This is a genomic window from Vibrio penaeicida, from assembly GCF_019977755.1.
Lineage (GTDB): Bacteria > Pseudomonadota > Gammaproteobacteria > Enterobacterales > Vibrionaceae > Vibrio > Vibrio penaeicida.
Window position 1 is genome coordinate 2042799 of the sequence record NZ_AP025145.1, and the last position, 26028, is coordinate 2068826.

At 44.4% G+C, this 26028-nt stretch carries 19 protein-coding genes; 10 read left to right on the forward strand and 9 right to left on the reverse strand.

The genetic code is table 11. The annotated features are described in order from the left end of the window. Positions 1 to 40: 40 nt before the first annotated feature. Complete coding sequence (locus tag LDO37_RS27410; RefSeq protein ID WP_126606808.1) at positions 41 to 931, forward strand: hypothetical protein; 891 nt, start codon at positions 41 to 43, stop codon at positions 929 to 931. Between the two features lie 96 nt (positions 932 to 1027). Here the strand turns inward: LDO37_RS27410 and LDO37_RS27415 are convergent, their stop codons facing one another. Continuing rightward, positions 1028 to 2734, reverse strand: a complete 1707-nt coding sequence (locus LDO37_RS27415) for a glutamate decarboxylase (RefSeq protein WP_126606809.1) — start codon at positions 2732 to 2734, stop codon at positions 1028 to 1030. 337 nt (positions 2735 to 3071) lie between these two features. Here LDO37_RS27415 and LDO37_RS27420 point away from each other — a divergent pair, with 337 nt between their 5' ends. After that, positions 3072 to 3548 (forward strand): hypothetical protein, encoded by a 477-nt coding sequence (locus LDO37_RS27420; protein ID WP_126606810.1) that lies wholly within the window; start codon positions 3072 to 3074, stop codon positions 3546 to 3548. Here LDO37_RS27420 and LDO37_RS27425 read toward each other — a convergent pair. The 8 genes from LDO37_RS27425 to LDO37_RS27460 all read right to left on the reverse strand — a co-directional run bounded on the left by LDO37_RS27425 (position 3542) and on the right by LDO37_RS27460 (position 17267). Continuing rightward, entirely contained in the window at positions 3542 to 5044 is a 1503-nt protein-coding gene (locus tag LDO37_RS27425; protein WP_126606811.1) for a sensor histidine kinase, read from the reverse strand. The two genes, LDO37_RS27420 and LDO37_RS27425, sit on opposite strands and share 7 nt — an antisense overlap. A 1-nt stretch (position 5045) precedes the next feature. Continuing rightward, complete coding sequence (locus tag LDO37_RS27430; protein WP_126606812.1) at positions 5046 to 6752, reverse strand: ABC transporter substrate-binding protein; 1707 nt, start codon at positions 6750 to 6752, stop codon at positions 5046 to 5048. Then, positions 6749 to 8278 (reverse strand): HD domain-containing phosphohydrolase, encoded by a 1530-nt coding sequence (locus LDO37_RS27435; protein ID WP_126606813.1) that lies wholly within the window; start codon positions 8276 to 8278, stop codon positions 6749 to 6751. The genes LDO37_RS27430 and LDO37_RS27435 overlap by 4 nt, the downstream gene beginning before the upstream one ends. Before the next feature lie 413 nt (positions 8279 to 8691). After that, the gene (locus LDO37_RS27440; protein ID WP_126606814.1) at positions 8692 to 9255 is read right to left on the reverse strand and encodes an Lcl C-terminal domain-containing protein; all 564 of its coding nucleotides are present in this window, start codon (positions 9253 to 9255) and stop codon (positions 8692 to 8694) included. Continuing rightward, positions 9255 to 10826: an Lcl C-terminal domain-containing protein gene (locus LDO37_RS27445; protein ID WP_126606815.1), complete on the reverse strand. Its 1572-nt coding sequence runs from the start codon at positions 10824 to 10826 to the stop codon at positions 9255 to 9257. Before LDO37_RS27445 ends, LDO37_RS27440 begins: the two co-directional genes overlap by 1 nt. Before the next feature lie 9 nt (positions 10827 to 10835). Continuing rightward, positions 10836 to 13094 carry a proprotein convertase P-domain-containing protein gene (locus LDO37_RS27450; protein WP_185829736.1) on the reverse strand — a complete coding sequence of 753 codons (2259 nt, stop codon included), beginning with the start codon at positions 13092 to 13094 and terminating at the stop codon, positions 10836 to 10838. 9 nt (positions 13095 to 13103) lie between these two features. Then, positions 13104 to 15257: a TonB-dependent hemoglobin/transferrin/lactoferrin family receptor gene (locus LDO37_RS27455; RefSeq protein ID WP_126606817.1), complete on the reverse strand. Its 2154-nt coding sequence runs from the start codon at positions 15255 to 15257 to the stop codon at positions 13104 to 13106. A gap of 3 nt (positions 15258 to 15260) precedes the next feature. Beyond that, on the reverse strand, positions 15261 to 17267 hold the full coding sequence (locus LDO37_RS27460; RefSeq protein ID WP_126606818.1) for a prolyl oligopeptidase family serine peptidase: 2007 nt from the start codon (positions 17265 to 17267) through the stop codon (positions 15261 to 15263). Positions 17268 to 17822: 555 nt separating this feature from the next. On the opposite strand from LDO37_RS27460, the gene LDO37_RS27465 reads away from it, so the two are divergent. The 8 genes from LDO37_RS27465 to LDO37_RS27500 all read left to right on the forward strand — a co-directional run bounded on the left by LDO37_RS27465 (position 17823) and on the right by LDO37_RS27500 (position 26021). After that, positions 17823 to 19067: an extracellular solute-binding protein gene (locus LDO37_RS27465; protein ID WP_126608993.1), complete on the forward strand. Its 1245-nt coding sequence runs from the start codon at positions 17823 to 17825 to the stop codon at positions 19065 to 19067. A 96-nt stretch (positions 19068 to 19163) separates the two neighbouring features. Further along, positions 19164 to 20150, forward strand: a complete 987-nt coding sequence (locus tag LDO37_RS27470) for a carbohydrate ABC transporter permease (protein WP_126608994.1) — start codon at positions 19164 to 19166, stop codon at positions 20148 to 20150. A 1-nt stretch (position 20151) separates the two neighbouring features. After that, on the forward strand, positions 20152 to 21018 hold the full coding sequence (locus tag LDO37_RS27475; RefSeq protein ID WP_101111633.1) for a carbohydrate ABC transporter permease: 867 nt from the start codon (positions 20152 to 20154) through the stop codon (positions 21016 to 21018). A 6-nt stretch (positions 21019 to 21024) separates the two neighbouring features. Next, positions 21025 to 22374 carry a GH1 family beta-glucosidase gene (locus tag LDO37_RS27480; RefSeq protein WP_126608995.1) on the forward strand — a complete coding sequence of 450 codons (1350 nt, stop codon included), beginning with the start codon at positions 21025 to 21027 and terminating at the stop codon, positions 22372 to 22374. After that, entirely contained in the window at positions 22374 to 23465 is a 1092-nt protein-coding gene (locus LDO37_RS27485) for an ABC transporter ATP-binding protein (RefSeq protein WP_101111635.1), read from the forward strand. Before LDO37_RS27480 ends, LDO37_RS27485 begins: the two co-directional genes overlap by 1 nt. Positions 23466 to 23487: 22 nt before the next feature. Further along, on the forward strand, positions 23488 to 24501 hold the full coding sequence (locus tag LDO37_RS27490; RefSeq protein ID WP_101111636.1) for a LacI family DNA-binding transcriptional regulator: 1014 nt from the start codon (positions 23488 to 23490) through the stop codon (positions 24499 to 24501). An 80-nt stretch (positions 24502 to 24581) separates the two neighbouring features. Beyond that, entirely contained in the window at positions 24582 to 25517 is a 936-nt protein-coding gene (locus LDO37_RS27495; protein WP_221768567.1) for an alpha/beta hydrolase family protein, read from the forward strand. An 18-nt stretch (positions 25518 to 25535) separates the two neighbouring features. After that, positions 25536 to 26021 carry a YbaK/EbsC family protein gene (locus tag LDO37_RS27500; protein ID WP_126608997.1) on the forward strand — a complete coding sequence of 162 codons (486 nt, stop codon included), beginning with the start codon at positions 25536 to 25538 and terminating at the stop codon, positions 26019 to 26021. The last annotated feature ends 7 nt before the right edge of the window (positions 26022 to 26028 follow it).

Sequence of the window (26028 nt, forward strand, 5' to 3'; positions counted from 1 at the left end):
TTCAAAGTATCGTAATAATCAAACCTCGGGGGATGACGCTATGCTGATCATTCCTGGCAATGTCATTGCAATATTAGATGGAGCAACTGACCCATATATGATGCAGGAAAGTTCTGGTCGATATGCGTCCCATTCCGTTGGGGAAATTTGTGCCGGGCTTTTCAGTGACAAGCGAATGATGGAGTCGTCCTCAGGGTCTATTTTACGGGCTATCTCCAGTCGCTTTGCTCAACAGTTGACAAGAAAAAGCTTTATTTATGGTCCATCAACAACCTTGTCGATGGCTATCTTTATTGATCAACATGTCCGAATAATTGGCATTGGAGACTCAGGTATTCGAGTAAATGGTACCGACGTGTACTGCTACCACAAACCGGTCGATTCAATCGCAACAACCGCAAGAGTCGCCATATACCAAAGCCTTAAAAAAGCGGTCACGGAGCTCGATGCGTTAGAGCAGCTAACACGGGAAATGTCTTTTCACGGCTTAGAACGAGGGCTGAAATGCCAATTCATCAGCAAACATGATGTCGACACAATACTTGCAGAGGTACTTGATCAACACAGTCAAGTTGCGGGAAGTGAAGACATCGAACAGTTTGTTCTTAAGGGGATTGTCAGCCAGAAAGCTTACGCCAATCGAGAAGGGCACGCCCTTGGATTTAGTACCCTAAATGGCAGTGTCCCTTTGATGGATGACGTCATTGACACAACCATTAGCTTAGACGATGTAAATACATTGGAGTTTTTCACTGACGGTTATTTAACCATACCGCATGGAACAAAAATCCAAGACTGGGAGAAAGAACATTCGCGTATCGAAGAACTCGATTTCGCAAAAGTTTCGAGCTGTAAAAACTTGAAAGGTTCGACAACCACAGAATTCTTTGACGATCGTTCAGTGATATCAGTGGAAATGCCAATACGTTAAATCTTGTATCCTTGAATGAGAGTTTGGTCGCTACCGTCCCCCAATTTTCGTAGCGACCCTTTTTGTTCTTCTATCTTATAGAGCTAAACAAACTCGTTACTTCGCACCTGCAATTACACTGCGCTCGCGGGATTCAGACAACTGCAAGTAAGTCACTTTAACGCACGCTTTTTCTACCAGATCGCTCGACGATTTAGCACTGTCAGCATCGAATGTCACCGTCGCTTTGTATGTCTTAGTCGAATCCTGAATTGCTCTCACTTGTTCTTCGAGTTTGATCACTGAATCGATATAGTTTTGGATAAGAATACCGACCATATCGCGGCTAATACCTTCTTTCACCACCATACGCATAACAGCAATTTGCGGTGTTTTTACTATTTGCGTTTGCGTTGGTGGGCGCCTTTCAAGGGGCATTGAAAATGCAGGTACCACCCACCCAAACTGTTTCAGCTTGTCTGAAATATCATGGACGGAGTAAATATAGTTTTTGGTATCGTTATTCGTTAATGGCTGATCTTCAGAAGTTAGATTCAATCTAACAGCTGATGCTGGGAAATATTCTGCGTGATTAACCACTTTAAATATCGACTTGTTTTCGAATATTGTCGTCACTGGTGCGTCGTCACCAGCTTCTTTATCTTGCTCTGTCACTGTTAACCTCAAAGATCCCAACCCTGCTGATAGATCCTGAGCAAGAGACATTAAATTTTGAACCACAGCGCTGTAACCATGCTTACCTAAACGTAAGAAGTTATAGTATTGAGCCAGCACCATCGAACTGCCACGAGAGAAGTTTAGGCTGTAGGTGGATTCATCAAATCCAAGCACATTCGTTGTAACGAACAGTTTTTCTGGGATCTCATGGAAGTCTTTCCAAAGCGCCCACCCTACCCCTGGGTAAACTAAACCAAACTTATGCCCAGAAACATTAATGGTTTTTACCTGCTCTAGTTTGAAGTCCCATTTTAATTCGGGTGTTTCGCTGTGATCACGAAAAGGTTCGATAAAACCGCCACTGGCTCCGTCAACGTGTAAAGGAACATCCAAACGACAATCTGGATCAGGGTGATTTTTAAGTTCGACCAACACGTTATTGATGGCTTCAACCGGATCATTTTGCCCTGTGTAGGAAGTCCCCATCACCGCAACAACGCAGGTGGTGTTTTCATCCACTGCCTTTCTGACTTCTTCTGCGGTAATAACGTAGTTAGTTTCTTCCGTGATCGGAATCCACTTGATATCCACATCAAAGTATTGTGCGTATTTTACCCACGTAATATGTACATCCGAGCCTATTACAATATTGGGTCTATCGTAGGAACGCCCGTTCGCTTTGCGGTTCTTTTTCCATTGCTCTTTATGAGAAAGCGCACACAACATTAGGGCTTCTGAGGAACCAATTGCCACCGTTCCCCACCCACTTGGAATGTCTTTGTTGTGTGCCAATTCTTCCGCTGTTTTCATGTCATTGGGCGCGTTAAACAAATCAAGCAACATACGCACACAACGCTGTTCAATTTCCAACGTTCGGTTGTACACCTCACCATCAATATAGTTCTTACCCAAGTTGTCTTTAATGAGCTGGTTGGCTTCTTCATCCATCACTGTTGTCACGAAAGAAGCCATGTTCAATGTTGGGTTTCCATCCAATTGAAGTTCATCTCGGATAAAGCGATACACCGCTTGTGGATCATGCTCCATCTCGGGCATTTTGTTATTGGGGGTCTCTTCACGGAAAAGGCTGCGACCATACGTTGGAGTATTCGCAGTTTGGAATTTTATGTCTTTTTGATTTCCCATCACTAGCTCTCTGCTTGCGTTGTTTACGTTGGATTTCAACTGAGCGTAGGAAAGGAATTTTATGAGTTCAAACTCATATTGAGATATTTCTTCAAGTCATAGAAGTGATCTCAAAATGATGTAAAGGATCCAATATGACACTTCCTCCAAAACCATCAGAAAAACGGAACAAAGAATCATACTGAGATAATAGGTATGCGTATGATTTCACGTTTTATCCCCTCACAGGATGTTGCTGCTTTGTTAAGATATTCATGAAAACCAATTCATAAAAATCCAATTCATAAAAAAACCAATAGATGAGCAATGCAGATTACAGACGTTAAAAAGGAAAATTATGGCAAAGCCAAATGAAGTAGATATCTCTCGTCTCAGCCGCTACTTTGCGATTGAAGCGAATAATGAATTTTGGACACTTTCAGAGCAGTCGGCAACAGATGCAGAAAAACAAAGAGTGCTGGTCACTGCCTTCTCTTCCCTTTATCACTGGACCAAAGTCGGAACACAAGAGAACATTCAACTGGCCAACTTAGCGGTTGCTCGTGCATTGGCACTTAACGAAACTGAGATAAGCCTCACCTATGCTCGGGAGTCGTTTGATTTCTTTGATGGGACAGGCGCAGATTGGATTCAAGCTTTTACTAATGCCGTATTAAGCCATGCACTACAGGTAAACAAACAACTCGAACAAGCCGAAGAATTTTACAATAAGGCTCTTAAGATTCAAGCAGAGCTAACTGAAGGTGATAGAAAAGTATTCGATGCTACTTTTTGTCACATTCCCAACCCTCTTCACATTCCCGACCCTCAGTGAGAAACTAATTTTGCTGGGCCAGGGATCTCAATGAAAAACGTCGTCCCTTGCCCTTTTTCACTCTCACACCTTATCGAACCGTTTATTCTTGCCAACACATTGAACACAATGGAAAGCCCTAGTCCCGTCCCACCGTTGTTTTTGGCGGTACTGAAAAATGGGTCGAAAATCTGAGGCAACGTCTCTTCATCTATACCGTTCCCATTATCTTGTACCATGATGGTCACTTTATCTTCTTGATAATCGCCCATACGTACCACAACTTTTGGGCTTTCAATGTTTTCAAAAGCATGGTTTTTAGCGTTAAGAACTAAGTTCGAAATTGTGTGATATATCGCACCTGAGTCTGTTTCCACTTCAATATTTTGAATATTTTCCAAATTAACATCCACACCTTTCATATTTGGGCTGATTGCCAAAATGGTATCTTTGGTTTTGTCTCCGATATTCAAGCTCTCTATCAATGGCTGCATATTGTCAGATGAAAGCCGTTTAAAACGTTGAATTATTTCGGCGGCGCGATGGAGGTTTTTGATAAGAACTTGTATTGTTTCAATTGAAGAAGAGACAAAGTCAGTCAGGTGATTTTTGGTCAGTTGACCACTTTCAACACGCTCTCCTAACTTACTTGTGCTGTTTTCTATGAGGGTTGACGAAGTAATGCCTATCCCAATGGGAGTGTTAATCTCATGTGCGACACCGGCCACCAGTTTACTCAAAGAAGCCTGCTTCTCTGCCTCAATCAGTTTCCCTTGTACCGTTTTTAACTTGGAAATATTGTCTTCCAATTCGCTGTTTTTCTCTGTGACCTCTTGAATATGTGCTTTCCGTTCATCAAGCCTTTTCTTTACCAAATTCAATACATAAAACAGGATAACTTTTAGAATAACGGCCTCGGTTACCGTGGTGAGAATCACCGCCCAAAATGCCCATTTCGAATCTTCACCCGCTTTATCGTATATCACCTCACTGATATCCACGAGGTGGTTATTGTAGGCGGCTACGTCCGCTATTAATTTGTCGTAAGCGTTTTTTGCATCCGTCGTAATGTGCATAAACTCCGCAATACGAATGTTGTCGTCGGAATAGTTGATAGTCAGTAACACCGCTTCTTTGTACTCCGCCCAAGATGAACGTATGTCTTCAGTGACAGCCAGTAACTCTTGATGTGAATTTTGCGCCGCTCGATAGTTTTCTATCGTCACGTTTATCGCTTTTGTCTCTACTTTAATTTTCTCAATGATCTCTGCTTTCGCATTGCGATTGGGAGCCATTACAAGGTTCATGGTTAGCTGCCTAAGCTCGGCTAAAGGCTGCGTCAATTCCGCGTTGTTTCGACTCACCTGAGCAACAGAATCATGAACTTGTTTGATGGAGTTATTCACGCCATTCATACTGTAGACGTTATATATCCCTTGCAAAATCAAGACACTGGTTGTTGCCAGAAACAACACTAGAATTTTCTTTGATAAGCTGTCTCCCGCAAACGCACCCATATTACTTGCCCTCTGTCGCCGTAATCTCTATCGGGGTTTTGAGTACTTCCGGATACGGAGTATCGCCTCGAACCGACCAATGAAAATCGCTTACCTGTATTTCCCACAACGGGAAGATAGCGGAGGTTCTTGGTTTAAATACCACTTCCTTGTTAATCGCAATGGTGTTGTATGGGCTCGGCAAGCTGAGTTGATAGTTCATGTGCCTTATGTATTGCAGAAGATTGGATAAAACCGTCGTGTACTCTGTTGAGCTATAAGGCGTAGATATAAACTTAGAGACATGCGCTTCCAAATCTTTCTCGGGCGGGGTCGTAGACCAACTTGAAGCTGTATCAAAAATAAAGAATGAGACCCAAGGGCTTCTGAACCAATCAAAATTGGGCCACAAGACAATGTCGAATTGAATGGAATTGGTATTGTTATGCGCACCGATGGCATTACCAAACATTTCCGACTCAGACTTGGCGATGATGAACGTCACTTCAAAGTCATACTTTTCAATAAAGAATTTTATATCCTTCAAGATGTATTGCATGCTTTGCTGAGCTAACAAACGAATTGGGATCTTTTGCTCTTCTTTAAACCCATGTTTCTTTTTGTATTGGCTGATGAGGTTCTGCAGTTCTTTCTTGCTTCTCATCGGGCGGTTTATACCTTCTATTTTATCTAGCGCCTCTTTCATTCCAAAGAGTTGTTCTGCTACGGATACGTAAGTGCTCACTCCCTCACCGTTCATGGAGAGAGAAACCAGCGACTCTTGATCAATAATTTCATTGATCACCTCGCGAATTTCTCTTTCGCGGAATATAGGGTGCCCATTGAAGAGGTTAAATCTCGAAATATAGGTGTTGGTAGATTGGAGACGGCTCAATTTAGAATATGGTGCGAAAATGGTTTCTACCTCATCTGAAAACAAGACGGGAGTGATGTCGATTTCACCTTCAGATTGCAGTGTTTTTTGTTTCGCTTCTTCCTGAGACATGCCCATAAAGAGCGTAATTTTTTCCACTTTAGGTGAGTTTTCATCCCAATAATGTGGGTTAGCGACTAGTGTTGCGGTATCGGTTCTTCTGTCACCTTCGATATACCCTTCCTTCAAAATATAAGGACCTAAACCATAAGGTCCTGCTTCCGCCAAATTGGGACAAAAAGGCTTACCGTTCCAACCAAATTTCTTAAGATATGGCTCGGTATAAAAATGAAGCCATATGGCGTCGTACATTAGCAGACCGTAATCCTCGCTTAGATGGAAACGAATTTTATGTTGAGAAACCTTTTCAACTTTTTCCAATATTTTATGGAGTTTGGTGAATGTATAGGGCTTCTTCATAAAATAGTCGATATTCATCAGCACAGAATCGGCATCAAAAGGCGTCCCATCCTGAAACTTAACCCCTTTTCTTAGTTCGAACTCATAAAGACGTGGCGACAAAATGTTATGGCTAACGGCCATGTCATATTCCCAGCCTTGCTGGTTATTGGCAGGCCTTACCAAACCAGCGTTAATCGAGTGAGAGCTTGCTATATAGGGAAGGTTGGGTAAATAAACTTTGGCGTGCGAGCCTGCTCGGAAACTGTTTGTAATAGAGTCTACACTGGTGTCTTTTCTAAACTGCTGTTTTGCCTCGCTTGTGGGTGAGGTAATGGAAATCACAACACATAATGTAACTGTCGATAACTTGGTTAAGCATCTAATAAAATTCATATAACAGCCTTTGATCTCGGATATTTGTTCATTAGCGAAACGCATTCATCATAAATTCCAATAAAAACGTCACATAACGTTGGATCGAAGTGCTTAGATTTTTCTTGATGAAAATAGTGGGTAATGTCGTCTTTTGATTTAGGGGGGACACTAGACCTTTCCATCATCATGGATTCGAAAGCAGCGGCGATGGCAATGATTCTTCCCTCAATTGGAATATCGCTCCCTTTCAATCCGGAGGGGTAACCTGAACCGTCCCATTTTTCGTGGTGCGTTGAAGCAATAACAGAAGCGGTTTGCAGCACTTCAAGAGGAGAGCCCGACAAGATTTCTCCGCCTATAGAAGTATGAGATTTCATTACTTCCCATTCTTCATTCGTCAACGTATCGGATTTAAAGAGAACTTCATCAGGGATGGCAATAGTACCTGTATGGTACAGCGGTACAGCGGTTTTGATTCTATGAGCATGTTCTTCTGTTAAGCCGGAGTGAATAGCTAGAGCGTAGGACAACATGGACAGTCGTTGTATGTGGTTTTTGGGTTCTTTGCAGCGTTCAGTAATCACTTCACCAAACCGATAAGCAGCCTCTCTTTGTGTCGCTATCATTTCCTCTAATAAGAAGAACTTATCGTATGCAATAGACGCGCTTCTAATTAATATTTCTATTAGCTTTCTATGGCTTTCAATATTATGCCGCGGTAAGTTGATTGAAATGATGCCCAACGAATTTCTAACACCCAGCGGTATGACAAACTGAGAAGGAGAAACCTCTACTATTTGACCGTTAAATTCGAAACTTTCCACATCCCGGTTATCCAAATAGCGAGTAAGTGGTTCGCCAATTTCGACGCTATTTTTATCCGTAGATGAAACTACAGTCCACTCTCCATCAACAGGAGAGGCGCAAAATCCAAAGCCGTTAGTGCTTTCCAACCTAAGGACCGAAACCAACTGTGAAAGTATACCTTCCAGCCATGTTTCAGTAGTCTTTTCCTTAAAAACATTCGACGTTAAATTTGATATAACTTTTAACGCTTTCTCTGAATGTTCAATCGTCAGGATATCGTTGTAGGAACGTACAGCAGAAAAAACAGTTGTCGTCAGGCGAGTCGAACTTAGCTCCGTCTTGTTTTTATAGTCGTTAATATCGTAGTTGTGAATTACAGACTCTTCCGGCGCGTCGCCTGGTTGCCCCGTTCTTAGAATAATACGGCTATGCTTATTCCCAAGATCTTCACGCACCCATTTGGCGAGATCCAACCCTGCTTGCCTCGTTTCCATGACCACATCAAGCAGTAAAACTGCAAAGTTCTCATTATCCAGTAATTGCTCTTTCGCTTCCTTGGCGGAGTAGGCGTGAGAAAACCTGAACTTATGATCTAAAAACTCACTGTCATTAAAGACCATTTTAGTAACTTCATGGATATCCTGTTCATCGTCCACAACAAGGATATCCCAGTAGTCTGCATTACTAGGTTGCTCAACTTCTTCGGGCTGGGCAAAACAAAAATTATCATCACTCATAACAGTCACAAGGTTGAATTTTGTAAGGGGAACTAATTTACTTCAATGTTAAACATATTGTTTTTATTATTTATTAACTTATTATCTAGGTTTAGAATAAGACCGACCAAAGTTCAACACAGAGAACTGTATTAGAGATAATTAATTGAGCCTTTCAGACTAAAGTGATGAGCTGAATCGAGTAGAAAAATCTCGAACGATTTGTTCTTAAAGGCATTGCTAAGGTCTGTTGACCTTTCGAGCTGATTTTTGCAGCAATTTGTGGGTTATTTATACAAGGCAGCGCTTGTTCGGTGTAGTCGCTCTACATCGATATCACCCTTTTCGCAGCGAGCTCTCTTCATTTATCAGAAACAAAAAAGCCAGCCTTTGAAACAAATACTGACTTTTTGTGATCCTGAAGCTTTTAGATATTACTTGCTGTCTGCGACCATTATAATTGCGTAGTTTGCGCCAGCTTTATTGGGTTCTTGAGTGTATATTTCGCCATGTACAGTGTTAAAAACAAGTACTGCGTCACCTGAACCAACAGGTGTTGAACTCCAAATCGTTCTTGTTGTGACAGCATCTTTATCAATGAAATTAGGAAATGCCTTAGAATTTAACATTGGTGTATGACAACCTTTTTCAATCAATGATTGCAGCTCCTTGATATTCGGTAAGCGCCAGCTTGTCACACCCGCAAATTGATAGAGTGAATCTAAAGGCGAATTAGCGATGTCATTAGCTCTTTGAAGTGCTGGTTGCCATAAGAACTCTGCTGACTTACCGTTACAAGAAGATTGCGCCGCATCCCATGTTTTGCCTACAGGACACCTCATCCAAGTTAGACCTGTCTTCAAATCTTTTACAATGCCGGAATCCTCAACAACAAACCTGGAATTCGGAGCTGAACGACTGATGTTTGAGCTACAAATTTGAGCGAACGCACTTACGGAAGTCAGTAATAAAACTGATGAAATCAACCACTTTTTCATTATTTAGTCTCCTTATTCGCAACCAAACGAGTTGGGAAAATCCAAGATTCGGATGTGTCATCTGAATAAGAACCTGTAAAAATCCCATATTCATCGAATGCTATTGTGCCCAAGCTCCAAGCAAGTTTTCTTATTTTTCCAGTGTAAGAAGCCGCATGTGTTGGGCTCACTAGGTGAACATAACTAAAGTAAACCACCCCATCTTCCTCCTCACGGTAACTGTTTGCGTAGAAGCTGTCAGACCATACAATGCCGTGTTTTAGGTAAGGTGCCTCATCTTCTGAGCCAATAGTTTGGTTAGGGAAGTACTTCATATTCAGACCCGCAATCACCTCACCTGGATCACTCGGTGCTTTATTCGGAAGAGGGCTAGTACTGCTAAAATCTATGATTCCATACAGCTCATCTCCCGTTGGCAAACGCCAAGTAGATAAACCGCAGATATTTCGTTTACTTAACTCATCAGCGTACTGCTGAGTCGTACAAATTCCGTCGCCAGTAGTCTGACAAGTAGCTGTCAAAACGTCGCCTTTGTTAGAAGAAATACGATCTTTGATTTCCAAAGCAAACAGGCGATCTAAATGCTGGATGGAGGAGGTATCATTAGATTTCACTTCCCAAACCAATCCGGTGCGTTCATCGGATACGCATGACCATTCAGTGGCGTCATCTGCCAGCTCGTTACCCTGAGCATCCAGTTTTTTGAATTTAAAACCGTTGCCAGTGTTAGCCTGCTTATCCGTGACATCAAGACCATGCATAGCATCCTGACCTGGGTAATCCGATGGATTCTCGGTCTGGTTTTCTGTGTTTGAAGCATCCGAGAAGAATTTAGTCAGACCCGTATCATTCAATGGCTGCAAAGTGAATTTGGCTTTCGACAGTTCAGTCACTGCTTTAGTCAGATCTTCAGCCGATGCGTTAGCTTCCGTCAACGCTGTGTAGTCTGCTAGCGAAAGTCCAGCAGATGCCAGAACGTTGGGGCGGTTCTTATCACCTGCCGCTTGAGAGAGCTTGACCACATTCGCTTCAAGTACACTTAGCGCGTTGGCATTGAGGTTATTTAGCAAAGAGCCAGAAAAGGCGATATTCGCGCGCTTAATTTCGGTTTCTACCTGAGAAACCGCCTGAGTCAGCGTTAAACCGTTATCCATTGCGCCAGAGATCAGTGTCGTGATGCCATTGATAACGTTGTCGCTTTTCATTCGACGATTCGGCGCAGCCAAAACAGTCTGGCTTCCCGCAGAGGCAGGGTTAACACTGCTTAATGCAGAAGCTTGCGCCACACCTGTGTCCAGTACCGCCAAAATGGGAAAATCATAAATACTCAGGCTGGTGCTGGTGATGGTAAAAGCGCCATTACGTGCAGTTGTGCTCGCCTCGGACGCATCACAACGGTAGTTTTGGTTTGCATCCACACATACTTTTGCGCTTGCAGGGACATTTGCTGTCGTAATGTTGCCAGACAAATTATAAGTCGGAAGGCTGGTTGAGCTGGCAGAATCGCCGCCCGAACCACCACAACCGGCTAGCAGGAGAGCTGCCGAAAGCAGGGTCAGTTTTGTTTTCATAATGAACTCTTAGTAGTACTTGCGGTTCCGAAGCCAGGCTCCGGTAAATAGAATGAGCAAACTTAGCCAGGCAATGGATGCCCCGCCTGAAGATTGCGTCGTCGACGGCTTTTTATTGTTGTCTGTCGTCGTATTCTCACATTGATATCCACTCAGTTCGCTGACACCCCATTTCAATAAAGTGCCTGTGTCCTGGTGTACAAAGTCGGTGATTTCCAGTCGCCAGATGCCATACATACTGGTTCCTTTCAGGGCGTCTAACTCTTTAGAGTTGCCCGCAGCAAAGTAGCGTTTGAACTTGTTACCGCTGCTGTATTCATGCGGCTTAATTCGGATAACAACGTTATCTGGGCTGGTCAACTTGAGTTCGATATCAGTCAGCTTTTCGTGCTCTAACTCGAAATAAATCCCAAGGTTGTCTGAGATAGATTTTTTAGCGTATACGTCATAGCTGAACGACTTAACGCCTAAGTTATTGTTCTGGTCCGCATCGGAAATGGGTGCGTTGACGGAAGTGACTGGTGTGACAAAGATCGGCTGTCCGTAGATAAATTTCTCAGTAAGCTGCCAGCGACGAACCGATTGGTTACTCGTTACCTGATATTGAATGTCTAAAGCCAAATCAAAAGGCTTGGCACAGACACCATTCGCCAGACCAGAAACATGAACCTTCTGGAGAGCCGAACTGGCATCAGAAAAACTGACCTCTTTCGCCAAATCGGTACGGGCTACACCTTCGATACTGCTCAGGGATAAGGTGCGCTGGATCTGCAGATCAATGCCGTGCTCGGGATCGATAAATTTAGGCGTATTGACCACGCGAAACGGTTCTTTAATCAACCCATGAATATCAAAATTCGCTTTTAGCATCTGAGCGTATTCCTTACCCGAATACAGTTTGTTGGCAACAAAAATCATGCTTTCTGCCAGATCATGCATCTTCATACCGCGACCTAAGCCATACATGGATTGCAGCACAATGGTGTCAAACTCCGAGAAAGCGACCTGACCGTATTTGGCGACCGATTGTTTCAGTGACTGGAACAAAGGCGTTGACCAAAGTTCATCGCCCAGTTCTCCGCCCACATATTCGTGTGGTCGGTATTCGCTTCTTTCAAAGTAGCGAGCACGCTGATTCCAAAGGCTCCGGGTATTTTTCTTGAAACCGAACAATCCATCCCAGTTAGCGAAGGTATCCAGTTCAAAAGATTCGCTCTGCGCGTACTGAACGCGGTAGCTGTATGACCCTGCCCAATAGTCGCCGAAACCTTCTCCGATGGCTCCGGTATGACCATAGCCCCAGTCCGGCACAATCTGATAATGGATGCCATGCCCTAATTCATGGATAACCACATCGGCATCTATTGCGTCTGGCGAGCCTGTAATTCCGAACATGGCGGCTTTAGGACCGAAGTAATATGTCGAGTTATCTTGCGACAGTCCCCTTCCGTCAAAGCGAACGGGTTCAGAAAACAAATCAGAACCCAGTGAAGACAGGTATTGCAACGAATGATCAAGATGGTAAAACGCCATAATCTGCGCAAATTCCGGCATGTCATAAGTCACTGAACTCAAGGCTGCTTCAGAAGCAAATTCAGCAACACCTTCCTGAGCCAGAAACGAGCTGGTCGGGCTGGTTTCCCAGGCTCCAGTACCCGCATTTTTCTGTTGCAGCTCCTTCGCATCCACCTGACGCACACGCTCATTAGCCAGATACAGCTTGCCACCAGATTCAAGAACAGATACAGGCTTGCTCACGTAACGAATAGAATGCGGGTAGTCTTCCAGATTTTTCCACAAGGTATCGGGCTGCGGAACCTTATCCATGGTACGAAGATCTGGGTCGAACACATTGACGTTCACAGACTTGATGGAACCTGTTGCCAGTTCTGGCGGCTCAAGTGCCTCAAGACGCCTCGGATTTTCTAGCTCAATCGCAGTGATGACTAACCCGTTTCGAACAACTGTATCTTCAAGGCTTTTGAATATACGGGTAACACGCTGATCGTTATCCACACTCAGAACGACCGCTCTCTGATGTTTGTATTCGCCACCCACCAACACATCGAAGTTATAGTGCTTGCCGAGCTTACTTTCGGTAACGTAACGCAAACGGAATGAACCAACATCAGCATAACGCTGGCTCACATAGTTCAGTGCTTCACCATCACTGGTCACTGTGGTTGCATTACTCGGGTAGTCCCATTCCCCAGCCATTGCAGATGAAATAGAGGCACAAAGCAGGGTCGGCAAGAGGTACTTTTTCATCATGCCTCCCTAAAACTCGTATTTCGCGTTAAGTGTGAAATAGCGACCAGGTTCGGTTGAGAAAGAGGTCTGATGCTTACCCAATCCAGCGATGTCCTGATAACGCGTAAATTGACTGTCCAGCAGATTGATCACGTTAGCGCTTAGAGTCAGGTCATCCCAAAGGACAACGCTTGCACCTGCATCCAGTGACTGCCAAGCTTGAGTCTGGTCACACGGCACTTCCACTTGCAGTTCATTGTTGCAAACAGGCGTTCTGGTCATTTCAGCAGCCCAGTTCATTCGAAGGTAGCCACTCAATGCATTTTGTTCGTAGTCGAGCTGAACGTTGCCTTCCCAAGGAGTCAGAGAACGGATGTAATTGCCATCGCCATCTTTTCCATCGACTACGCCGGCTTTGGTCGACACTGCCCATTGCTCATCAATCTGGTATGCCACAGAGAATTCCATCCCCTGCGTAAACACATTTTTCTTGTTTACATACTGGTACAGCGAATTGCCGTTTGGATCCCGACCTATTCGCTTAACATCGATGAAGTTTTTGTATTGGGTGTGGAAAACCGCCGTCGACCAGGACCACTGACCGTCCTGATATTTAGCACCCAGTTCGTAGGAATCGCTGGTCTCTTTTTCCAACTCTAAATTCGGAATAATGTAAAACGGGTCGAATAGGTTAAACAAGTGAGGTACAAAGCCGTAGACCTTGTCGTAGCTCGGGGCACGATAGCCATGGTTGTAGCTGATATAACCATTCAGAGAAGGCGTGAACTTGTGGGTAACAGACAAACTTGGCGACCATTCTGAGCTGCGGGTATTGCTGATTTCGTAGCCACCAATTTCGCTTCTTGTTTCAGGCTCGAGGTGGTGAAAATCAAAGCGTGCGCCAAGATCGAATATCCAGTTGCCATGGGTTGCTCTGTCTTTTATGTACGAACTGAATCTGTGAGTAACCACTCCGGCAAACGGCGACTTATCTTGCTCGTCCAAACCATTTGTGTCGAATGTCTTTCGGCTAACCGGGCGGTTGTACGAACGACGGTCTACTTCTACACCGTAAACGATCTGATGCTGCATATCTACGAAGTCAGTTAGTTTATTGGCGTCCAGATTGATGCCCATCGCACTGTCGTTAAACTCACGATGATCATCTTCATTGCGGTACTCCGTGATGCCTCTGTTATCACGATATATCGAGTAATTGCGATCGCGCTGCGAAGTGGAATCACGCAGATAGCCCTTGGTATTCAGCTCATCGTAAAATGCATTTGAGACGGTATGCTGTGTCCCAAGTTCCACGCCGATCGTCCGGGTAAAAACTTTGTCGTTGTAGTGGCTAACGTCCCATTTGCCATCCGGCTGAACGATATGCGTGCCTTCATCGCGATTAACACGGTTAAGGTAGTAATTTGCTTTGGCTTTAAGAATAAAATCGTCGTGCAGATAATGGTCAACCACCGCATCCAAATTGTAGCCGTCGATATCACGATTATAGAGATCCTGCTTGTAGTTTCGGGTCTCCTCGCCCAACCAGTAGCTTGCACGAATTAAAGCTTCGGTATCTTGAAAACGAAATGCAGAAAGCGCATAGCTTTTGGTTTTGTTACTGATCTGGGTGTAGGTAGTTCCTACCTCGGAATGGAAATCTTTACCTTGCAAATAGTCCTCTGGCTTCTTGGAAACCAGTACCACAACACCGCCAATAGCACCGGAACCGTGAATGTTGGAGCTCGCCCCTTTCACAACTTCGATTTGCTTGAGGCTGTTGATATCAAAAGTGTCGCGACCTGCGCCATCATTGAGATCCAGCGCACCGTAGCCATCCGACATTTTTACACCATCTTTCACAATGGCAATTCGGTTTCCAGTCATCCCTCGGATTACGATGTTCTGAGGTCGACCCGCTCCGCCAGTAACAGAAACGCCCGGTTCGGTGTCCAGCGCATCATAGAGTTCTGTTGCCCCTTCCTTTTCCACCTTGTCCAGATCAACCACAGAGATGGATCCCGGTACTTCGAACAGAGGAGTGTCGATTTTGTTAGCCGTAACAACAACGGTTTCGACAAACTCCTGTTCATTTTGAGTAGAAACTGTGCCGCTTTCAGCGAAGCAGATATGAGAAAACAACGCAGCCGATACTGCGACAGATAAAGGAGAAAGTTTCATCAATTACTCCGCTGATGAGTGTTGAACAAGTGAAAGGAGAAAGGCGTACTCTTCCGCCTGAAAATTCAGAGCGTGTCGGCGATCCGGTCTGTGACCAGAAACGAAATCGGTGCGCAACAAGTAAGGGTGGTCTGCGGTACTCAGCATATTTAGGCGAGCGACATACTTAGCACCTTCCCAAAAAGGTACTCGACGATCCTGATAACCCACGCGGACTAGAATAGGCGGGTAGCTTTGTTTTTTAAGGTTTTGATACGGATCGAAGTTCAGCATCACTTCACGCTGTTTGGCATCACTTGGGTTACCCCATTCCAAATGCTGTTGGTCGCTCAATGGGATAGAGCTGTCGGACATGCTGTTTACAACATCTAAAAATGGCACTTGCAATACCGCGCCTTGGTAAAGTTCCGGCTTTTGATTGATCGCTGCTGCGACTAACGTACCGCCAGCGCTGCCTCCGATTGCGAGAATAGGGCGGTCACCGTCCTCATAGTTTTTTAGATACTGAGATACCATGTGAAAGTCATTGATGCCGTTTTGCTTGTAGATGCCACGGCCTGATGCATGCCAGTCATTTCCAAGGAAACCGCCACCGCGAACATGCGCGATAGCGTAAATAGCGCCTTGATTTAACAAGCTAACTATTTGAGGCATGAAGTAAGGACGCATGGCGACACCATAGGCACCGTAACCATACAAAATAACCGATGATTGCTTGGTTAGCTTGTCCTTGCGATAAGCCAAGGTGACAGGAATACGCACTCCGTCTTGCTTAACCCAAACCTGTTTTGAGACATAATTTTCGGTATCGTGGCTTGGATAGACATCTTGAGAAAGAGCAGAAACCTGCCCAGTATTCACATCCAATTCCGACCATTTAGGCGGTTGAATCAATGACATGCTGCGCAAACGAATTCGATTACTGCCATAGTCACCGTTTCTTTTCACCCAAGTGACAGCACCATTCTCATTTAATGAGTTCTGCCACACGGTTTTTCCATCTCTTACAGCCGTTAGCTTGCGGTTTTGATGAGCCACCGTCGAAACCACTAACGCAGATTCGAAAAGATAAAAATTATCAATGGATTCATTTTCAGTCGGTTGGAACGCAAGGCTAAGTTCAGAAATATCGGCTTTGAGTGGCTTTTGCCAAATAGCAAATTCGCCTTGATGGTTGGAATTCAAAAACAGCTGCTCGTTGGCGATATCTGCAAAATACTCCAGCCCATCTTTTCTGGGGAATATGGTTTTCGACAATGCCCCTGTATTCAGATTAAGAAGAAGTTGCTCTACACTGGACTCATTATTAGATTGAACAATCGCCCAATTGTCATCGCTAGCCGGATAGACAGACACCAACCACGCTGGATCGGTTTCTTCAAATACGGTTATCTTACTTTTTGAGTTGAGATCAAATCGAACCAATTGGTAGGGGCGCTGAGTCGTATCTTCTTGACCGACGGCATACAGAGAACGATCGTCTCTCGACCACAGCACTGTGGCTTCAGAACCACTGGTAACCCATGTTTCTAAACCGGTTTCAAGTTCAATCACAGAAATCTGATGTTGCCCTGTCCCAGAAACATCTTCCGCCAAAGCTATCGCGCTTAAATCGTGGCTTAGTGTCCAATTAGCAAGGCGGTAATAAGCGTGCTTCTCTTGCCGAGCACTGATATCCAAAACAACTTCAGCCATCGCGTTTAAGCGATTTTTTCGCAGCAAAACTTGTCGACCATCTTGAACGCTAAGTTTGTACTGCTCCCCTTTTATCACCAACCAAGGTTGAGGGGCTTTTTCGACATCATCGCGTTGCCACTTATCGAGTAGTAAGTCCTTAAGCGGCTTTATGTCTGATAAGGTTTTGTCGGTTTTGGTATTTTGTTCAACCAAAAACTGCTTAACGTTCGTATCACTTCGGCTGTCATCTCTGAGCCATTGGAACTCGTCTTGAGCCAAAACATGAAAGCATGTGAGACCAGTGAATAAAATCAGTGAAGAACGCCAAAGCATGAGCAACCTTAGAAATATAGAGAGAACTTATAAAAGGTCGCGCATGGTGCACCCAAACAATAATGATATCAATTATCATTTACATTGATATTTGACACGAATCACAGATTTAACACCTATATGCTCATAAAACAATCCAAGGTAAACAACATCAACGGTAGAAAGCTCAACCATTCAATAGAAATAAACTCGAATAATAATTCACAAAATCAATAAGAAGCGATGAAAAAACCTGTTATGGACTCATACTTCAACTAAAAACCTGCCATTTAACAATTTGAAATGTATTTTCATGATTTCAAATAGTAAATGAAAATTGTGATAGGAGTCACATTAAAAACACATAACGTTCCATTCATGATTTATTGCTTTTTTTGATGCCATGAAACAGTTTCATGGCATGTATTGAATTTGCCCAGCCTTTCAATTTTCCTGAAATTCCTATTTCTCCCCTCTAGTCTGATGAGACGAAGTTCACACTATATCTGCCACAGTTTATTGATACTGCCCACGCACTCTGTTGCCTGCACCCAATAAAACCCATAAGGATATGATATGAAAGTGTTTCAAATTGCCGCATGTTGCGCGCTTGCATTAGGCGTCGCTTCCACCGTTCATGCCGAAGAAAACAAAATCCGATTTGATGGTTTCCCCGATTTTGACAGCAGTTTAAAGGTCATATTGCCGGAGTTTACGAAAGAATCTGGAATCAACGTTGATTACCTGATGAACAATCATGGCGACCACCACACCAAGCTCACTACTAACCTGGCGACCGGATCTGGTGCTGGTGACGTGATCGTTGTCGATGTTGAAAAAATCGGTCCTTTTGTCGCATCAGGTGGCTTAGTTAACCTTTCAAAACAATACGGTGCGGATAAATTCCAAGCTCAATTTGCACCTTATGCATGGGCGCAAGGCAAAGGAGGTGATGGAAGCATGTACGGCATACCCGTCGATTTGGGTCCTGGCGTAATGTATTACCGAACCGACATCTTTGAAAAAGCGGGTATTGATGTAAAAGAAGCCATTAAAGATTGGGATGCTTACATCGCTGCTGGGGTCAAATTAAAGCAACAGAATGTCCAGCTTATTGCGTCAGCTGCAGATGTCGCGCAAGCCATTATTTTCACGACAGTCCCAGAAGGTGAAGGCCTGTATTTTGATAAACAGGGTAATTCCGTTGTCACTTCGCAACGCTTCGTCCACGCGTTTGAAGTAGCGAAAAAGATCCGAGACAACGGATTAGACGCTCGAATCTTAGCTTGGTCGAATGAGTGGTATGAAGGTTTTCGCAAAGGCACATTTGCAACCCAACTTTCTGGTGCTTGGCTTTTGGGTCACCTAAACAATTGGATTGCCCCAGATACCAAGGGGAAATGGGCCGTTTCTCACTTACCTGATGGTATTTATGGCAGCTGGGGTGGGTCTTTCCTCTCTATTCCAAAACAATCAGACCATCCAGATGAAGCGTGGAAGCTGATTGAATACATGACAACAAATCGTGCAGTTCAACTTAAGCACTTTGAAACTATCGCGGCGTTCCCAGCCAACACAACAACCTACGACGATCCTTTGTTCGAACAAGAAGTTGAATTCTTAGGTGGGCAGAAAGCGCGATTACTGTTTGCAGATGTGGCGAAAAATATAAAACCCGTACAGCCGAGTAAAGGCGATCATGTTGCCCGAGCCATCATTCTAGAAAATGCATTAATGGAAGTGCTCGATGAAGGCAAAGACATCGAAACTGCGCTCAAAGAAGCAGAGCGTCTAATAAAACGCAGAACACGTAACCTGTAATAAAAGTTACTGGAATTGAGAACGTAACTTGAATCTAAGGCATCACTTGGATTTAAGGCGACACTCAGATTTGAAGCAATACGGAGCCAGCAGGATATGGATACTGCAAACAGTAAAGCAACCGAAATTCCAACGAATACACAGGAAAAGCGCTTTCAGATGAATGCGCTAACACCTTATGGATTTTTGTTGCCATTCATAATTATTTTTTCCGTTTTCGGTGTCTTTCCCCTGCTGTTCTCGGTCTACCTATCATTTCATGCATGGAACCCTGTTGAAGGGTTAGCCGCAATGAAATATGTAGGAGTGGAGAACTACGAAATTGCGCTCACCGACCCTTGGTTATGGCGTTCGCTTAAGAATACCCTGTGGTTGGCCATCACATCAGGCGTAGCTCAGCACCTAGTCGCCATACCTGTCGCTTATATTTTGGTTTCATTAAGCGATCGGCTTAGGCATTGGCTCACATCGGCTTATTTTTTGCCATTCATTACATCGACCGTCGCGGCGTCTCTTATCTTTTTCAACATGTATTCCCCTAACAGCGGAATCATCAACCAAACGCTCATCATGCTATCCGACAGCACACTATTTGGGTGGGCATTTAGCTGGGTAAGCGACTATCAACCCATACGGTGGCTCGACGATTCAACCATGGTAAAACCCGCAATCGCAATCATGGTATTTTGGAAATACACCGGTTTTAACATCGTCCTTTACACCACTGGCTTAATGACCATTCCAAAAGACATTTTAGAGGCTGCCAGAATGGATGGAGCCAACGCGTTTCGTCGGTTTTGGAGTATCTCACTTCCAATGATTCGACCGTTTGTTTTCTTTGCTGTCACCATGACCATCATAGGTAACCTACAGTTGTTTGAAGAACCATTCGTATTGACAAGGGGGACAGGGGGAACCGGTCAATCTGCGCTCACCATCTCTATGTACTTATACAAAGTCGGCTGGGAATGGCTAGAGATGGGGACGGCTTCCGCTATTTCATGGCTGCTCTTTGCGCTTATCGCCTTTTTCACCTGCATTCAATTTTTCTTCTTCGGGAAGAAAGGATTAGGGGAACAATAATATGAATCATTCTATCGCCCCTCAGAACACACGCGTGACGGAAGTCATCGTTAAGGTCGCACTGGTTGCTCTGGCAAGTGTATTAATCATCTCCGCCTTGATGACTGTATTTCCATTTATTTGGTCGGCACTGCTTTCAACTCGTGATCGAACGGAAATATTCGGCTCAGGCATCAGCTTTGCTATTGGTGATAGCCTCGCGATTAATTACGCAAAGTTGCTTGAAATCATGCCTTTTTGGCAAGCGATGTTTAACTCCATTTACGTGGCTTTTTTAGGTACCACAATTTCGCTTTTGTTTTGCTCGATGGGAGGGTATGCCTTCGCGGTATATCAATTCAGAGGGAAAAACGTCCTATTTGGCATGTTGGTTGGATCCATGATGATACCGCCAGTTTTGAGCCTGATACCCTATTTCATGATCGTGAAGTTTTTAGGGCTTATCGATAACCATATGGCAGTGTGGCTACCCTTTACGACAACGCCGTTTGGCATATTCCTAATGCGCCAACATGTGGTTGCCTCTATCCCAAAAGAATTGCTCGAAGCAGCCAAGCTAGACGGCGCTGGAGAATTTCGCACGTACTGGAGTGTGGTTCTTCCTCTTATGAAACCTGCACTCGCCACATTAGCCATCGTTCAATTTGTGTTTTTCTGGAACAGTTTTATGAACCCACTCGTGGTACTCACTTCGCCAGAAAACTATGTCATTACTCAAGCATTACGCAGCGTACAAGGTATTCCCAACACACCTTGGGGAGCCGTCATGCTTGGCACCACAATTTCCATTCTTCCTCTGGTAACAGCCTACCTATTTGCTTCGCGGCAAATGATCAGCGGCTTAACCTCTGGAGCCGTAAAAGGATAACGTTTTATGAACAAATACCAGCTTCCACACGACTCATCCATGCTCTCTAAAGACTTTGTATTTGGGGTCGCGACCTCTTCTTACCAAATCGAAGGAGGAGTCACAGCAGACGGTCGATGCCCTTCCATTTGGGATACGTTCTGCCTTCGCCCGAACACTGTCGATAATAACGATAATGGCGATATTGCTTGTGATCATTACCATTTATGGAAACAAGACATCACCATGATCAAAGAGTTGGGAGTCGATGCTTACCGATTCTCGATAGCATGGCCACGTATTATCGACAAAGACGGCATCGTTAATACCGCTGGCTTGGCATTTTATGAACGCATTATTGATGAATGCCGCCAGCAAGGGCTCAAAGTTTACGTCACCTTATACCATTGGGATTTACCGCAGTATTTGGAAGATCGTGGTGGTTGGCTGAACCGCGAAACGGCCTACAAATTTGCCGAATACGCCAATATTGTTAGCCAATACTTCGGAAATAAAATTGATTGTTATACCACGCTGAACGAACCCTTTGTGTCCGCTTTTCTTGGCTATCGCTGGGGCATTCACGCACCTGGGATAAAGGGAGAGAAAGAAGGTTTTCAGGCATCGCATCACCTTCTGCTAGCACATGGTTTAGCGATGCCACTTCTGCGTCAAAATGCACCGGCTTCGAAACACGGCATTGTGCTCAATGTGACTCCTGCTTATCCAGAAACTAAAGCGGATGAAAATGCCGCAAAATACGAAGATGCCGAAAGCTGCCATTGGTTTATGGAGCCCATTTTGCACGGCAACTACCCTGATTTGGTACTGGAGAAACAAAAGGAAAATCTGCCCGTTATTTTGGAAAAAGACCTACAAATAATCAGTGCTCCCATCGATTATCTGGGCATCAATTTTTATACCCGTTCTGTAGTGCGATACGGTTCCAACCGTCAGATTCAAAGCGTCAGCCAAAACGACGCCGAGCACACCCATATTGGTTGGGAAGTTTACCCTCAAGCACTGACTGATGTGCTTCTGCGTATCCATGATTACTACAAGGAGCTGCCACCAATATTTATTACTGAAAACGGCGCAGCAGTGAACGACAAACTCGTGGATGGAGAAGTCCACGACGAGCAGCGTATTCGTTATTTTCAAGCTCACCTCAATGCGGTAAACAACGCGATTAAATCAGGCGTAAAAGTAAGTGGTTACTTTGCATGGAGCCTAATGGACAACTTTGAGTGGGCATTTGGGTATCAACAAAGGTTCGGCTTGGTCTATGTCGATTATGCCACGCAAAAGCGTACTCTAAAACACAGTGCCATTGCGTATCGAAACATGTTGGAAGACCGCTCTAAAGGAGGCAACTAATGGCCAAAGTTGAATTTAAAAATTTGAAAAAATCCTACGGTGACGTGGCAGTTGTAAAACAGTTTGATTTCACGGTAGACGACGGCGAGTTTGTGGTTTTTCTCGGACCATCAGGCTGCGGGAAATCGACGACTTTAAGGATGTTAGCAGGGCTGGAATCGATATCTTCAGGGGAAATCTACGTAGGCGACAAATTGATGAATTCTGTCGATGCCAAAGACCGAGATCTGGCGATGGTGTTTCAAAGTTACGCCCTTTATCCACATATGACGGTTTATGAAAACATCGCCTTTGCGCTTAAATTGAAAGGCATGTCTAAAAGTGACATCGACACAGAAGTTCGAAAGGCCGCTGAAATGCTGGAATTGGCACCACTTTTAGACCGAAAACCAAAAGCATTATCTGGCGGGCAAAGGCAGCGCGTTGCGATGGGACGAGCCATGGTTCGAACCCCAAAAGTCTTTTTGTTTGATGAACCTTTATCCAATCTAGACGCGAAACTTCGCGGAACCATGCGCGAAGAAATAAAACACCTGCATAGAGAATTAAAGACCACGACCATTTACGTCACTCACGACCAAATCGAAGCCATGACGCTGGCCGACAGAATAGTGATTCTAAAAGACGGTTATGTTGCACAGGTCGGAACGCCAACAGACGTATTCCAGCGTCCTGCCAACAAGTTTGTCGCGCAGTTTATTGGTAATCCTTCAATGAATATGCTGGATGCGCAACAGGTACAACACGAAGGCAACTGGAGTATTAGATTGGGATCGCTTCTTATCCCTATGCCTGAACGCTTCATTGCAAAAGCCAGAAATGAAGCCTCTGTACATTTTGGCATTCGCCCCACCGATCTCTATTTGCGCGCCGAGCAAATAAGTCATTCACGCTACTACCCTTTACCGATTAAAGTTATCGATAAAGAGCTACTTGGTGCGAGCATATTAGTGAAAGGCATGTTGGATGGACAATCGCTCACTATTGAAACCCAAGCGGCAGAAGTTGACGTCGACATCTTATCAGTATACTTAGATATGGATGCTATCCACCTTTTTGATATTGAAAGTGAACAGTCGTTGGCTGACTGAATTCTCCATCTTCTGAGGAATCATGACGAGAAAGAAAAAAGAATCCACCGTATATGATGTCGCCCGCCACGCTGGGGTTTCAGTTAGTACCGTGTCGCGTTTTTTAAACCGAAGCAGTTATGTTTCAGAACAAAAAAGTGCCAACATCGAAGCCGCTCTGAAAGCGACGGGCTACAAGCCTAACGTTCAGATGACGCTTGGCTCTGGAAAGCGCTCAATGACCATTGGGGTTCTGGTCCAAAACCCAGAAAGCCCCCATACCAATCGAATGTTGATCAACATGGAAAGCACGTTGATGGCACATGGCTACTCATTGGTCATTGCTTCCGGTCATTGGAATAACAGCCAAGAACTGCACGCGCTGGATTACCTCGCTCAAAGCCATGTTGATGGCGTCATCATATTTACGGGTAGCTTAACCGAGATGCAAATTCTTGAGTTCAGTGATGCTACGCCAGTCGTTGCGGTGGGCTATCACGTCAACGGGAACAACGTCCTTTCTTTATCGATAGACAATGAGCTTGGCGGATACATGGCAACGTTACACCTTCTGCAACAAGGACATGTTGCAATAGCGCACATCAAAGGGCATTCCAATCAACCAGACTCTCGGTCGCGCTTTTTAGGGTATAAAAAGGCTCTAGATGAAGCCGGTATCAAGGCAGGGAAATCATTGGTAAAACAAGGCGATTTTAGTTCAGAGTCGGGGTATGAGAAAACGCTGGAGTTGATCGACTCAAATACACACTTTACAGCGCTGTTTGCAGCCAATGACCAAACTGCATACGGTGCAATAAAAGCGCTGCATGATCGAAACATGAAAGTGCCAGAAGATGTCTCTGTTATAGGTTTTGACGATCTTCCAACGTCACTTTTTTTCACGCCAGCATTAACCACGCTTCGTCAACCCATCGAAGAGCTGGGTGCCGTATGCGCCGACGCATTACTCAAGTTGATGTCTGGTGAAAACCACCAAACGCGAATGCCCCCTATTGAATTGATTGTTCGCCAATCCACCAAATCTCCATTTCGATAAAATTAACTGTTCTCATCCTACACTCATCGTCGTCCTTAACGATCTTCGTCCATAATTAGTCTGACGCGTGGAGCATAATGATGAGTGAACTTAAACCCGTTCTTCTTAGCCTGTTAACAGTCATGTTTTCAATGACTGCGCAAGCGGAACAAGCCCAAACTTTGCCTCGTTCCGATAGCAGTAATATTCATTACTATTTATCCATTGAAAATGAAAAACCCTCCGACACCTTGCTGGTTCTTATTCAAGGTTCTGATTGTAATAGTGTTACCAAAGTTGAAATGATTAAAGAGGGTCTACCAACAGTTGCACCCGATGCCGATCTTTTAACAGTCGAGAAATACGGTATTACTCAGGCGCTTTCCTACGACGAAGATCCTGAGCGAACAGACTGCCCAGAAAATTTTGTTCAAAAAGACAGCATTAGTCAGAGGGTTGATGACCACCTCAAAGTTATCTCTCACGTCCGATCTCAACATCGCTATAAAAACGTTTATGCCGTCGGTGGCAGTGAAGGAGCGCTTGTCGCGAACTTCCTTGCGCAATACCCAGAAACCGTTTCCAAAGTAGTGGCTTTTAATGGCGGTGGCGCGCGTTTTATCGACGATCTTGAACATGCAATAAAGTCGGAGATAACGGATAAAAAAACCTATACTGAAGTAATGCAAGAAGTCCAAGAGTTCACTCAGTACGTACTTAACAGCGAACCTGTTGAGTTTAATGTAAGTGGTCATGGCTTTGCATGGTGGCGAGAAATATTAGAGCTAAACCAAACGGACGTATTAAGAAAAACGCAGGTGCCTGTTTTACTTGTTCAAGCTGAAAAAGACAGCAGCGTCTCCGTGAAATCGGCATTGGAGCAATTTAACCTTCTTAAAAAGGAAGGGAAATCTAATATTGAATACCTTTCGCTTGCAGGGCTGGACCACGCTTTTAATGATAAGGATGGGCAAAGCCAAGTGCCAACGGTCATTAAAGATGTTCAACATTGGTTGGAGTCTGATAAACCAAAATAACCCAGCGAGAAAACACAGATGGAAAACAAGCCGATAAGCTCAGGCGTAGAAAGAGTCAAACAGCATTTGGAAAACCACGGAGGGCATTTCGATGTGTTAACCCTCCCCGATTCTACCCACACGGCAAAAGATGCAGCTAATGCCATTGGCTGCAACGTTGAACAAATAGCCAAATCTTTGGTGTTTGTCGATAAGCTTTCAGAACAACCCATAATGATCATCGCATCGGGTACGAATATTGTCAGCTTAGACAAAGTGGAAGAAGCAACTGGATTTGTTCTTGGCAAAGCCACGGCAAAACAGGTTAAGACCTTTACTGGCTTTTCTATTGGTGGCGTTTCCCCCATCGCCCATATTCAACCCATCATTACTGTGCTGGACGAAGACTTAAAACAATACTCTGAAATATGGGCAGCAGCGGGTTCACCAAATTCCGTATTCAAGCTCCAATCTGAACAGCTTCAGTCTTTAACGCAAGGCAGTTGGTTGAGCCTTTGCCAATAGATTTATT